The sequence below is a fragment of the Flavobacterium ginsengiterrae genome, from assembly GCF_039539785.1.
GTDB classification, from domain to species: Bacteria; Bacteroidota; Bacteroidia; order Flavobacteriales; family Flavobacteriaceae; genus Flavobacterium; species Flavobacterium ginsengiterrae.
The window spans coordinates 1-1,076 of record NZ_BAABDU010000012.1 but is presented as its reverse complement, the minus strand read 5'-3'; the positions used below and the strand labels follow the sequence as shown (position 1 = coordinate 1,076).

The 1,076-nt window shown below is 50.6% G+C and carries 1 rRNA gene; it reads right to left on the bottom strand.

The features are described 5' to 3' along the window. Positions 1 to 1,076, bottom strand: a 23S ribosomal RNA gene (locus tag ABD859_RS24115); the annotation flags it as partial.

Genomic DNA, 1,076 nt, shown 5'->3' with positions numbered 1-1,076 from the left:
AGTGAGCTGTTACGCACTCTTTAAATGAATGGCTGCTTCCAAGCCAACATCCTAGCTGTCTGGGCAGACAAACCTCGTTCTTTCAACTTAGCATATATTTGGGGACCTTAGCTGATGGTCTGGGTTCTTTCCCTCTCGGACTTGGACCTTAGCACCCAAGCCCTCACTGCTGAGAAACATTATACAGCATTCGGAGTTTGTCAGGAATTGGTAGGCGGTGAAGCCCCCGCATCCAATCAGTAGCTCTACCTCTGTATAACTTAATTCAGCGCTGCACCTAAATGCATTTCGGGGAGTACGAGCTATTTCCGAGTTTGATTGGCCTTTCACCCCTACCCACAGGTCATCCGAAGACTTTTCAACGTCAACCGGTTCGGTCCTCCACTGTGTGTTACCACAGCTTCAACCTGCCCATGGGTAGATCACACGGTTTCGCGTCTAACACTACTGACTAAAGCGCCCTATTCAGACTCGCTTTCGCTGCGGATCCATGGCTTAACCACTTATCCTTGCCAGCAGCGTTAACTCGTAGGCTCATTATGCAAAAGGCACGCCGTCACCCCACAAAAGGGCTCCGACCGCTTGTAGGCGTATGGTTTCAGGATCTATTTCACTCCGTTATTCACGGTTCTTTTCACCTTTCCCTCACGGTACTGGTTCACTATCGGTCTCTCAGGAGTATTTAGCCTTAGCGGATGGTCCCGCCAGATTCAGACAGGGTTTCACGTGCCCCGCCCTACTCAGGATACCGCTATTTATTACATTTATTACCCATACGGGGCTGTCACCCTCTGCGGCGTTCCTTTCCAGAAACTTCCGGTTCTGCATGCATAAAATATCGCGGTCCTACAACCCCAGCACTGCCGTAACAGCACTGGTTTGGGCTAATCCGCGTTCGCTCGCCACTACTTACGGAATCACTTTTGTTTTCTTCTCCTCCGCCTACTTAGATGTTTCAGTTCAGCGGGTTTGCCCACCTATCGGTGTACTATGTCTTCAACATAGTGGGTTGCCCCATTCAGGTATCTGCGGATCAATCGGTGTGTGCCCGTCCCCGCAGCTTTTCGCAGCTTATC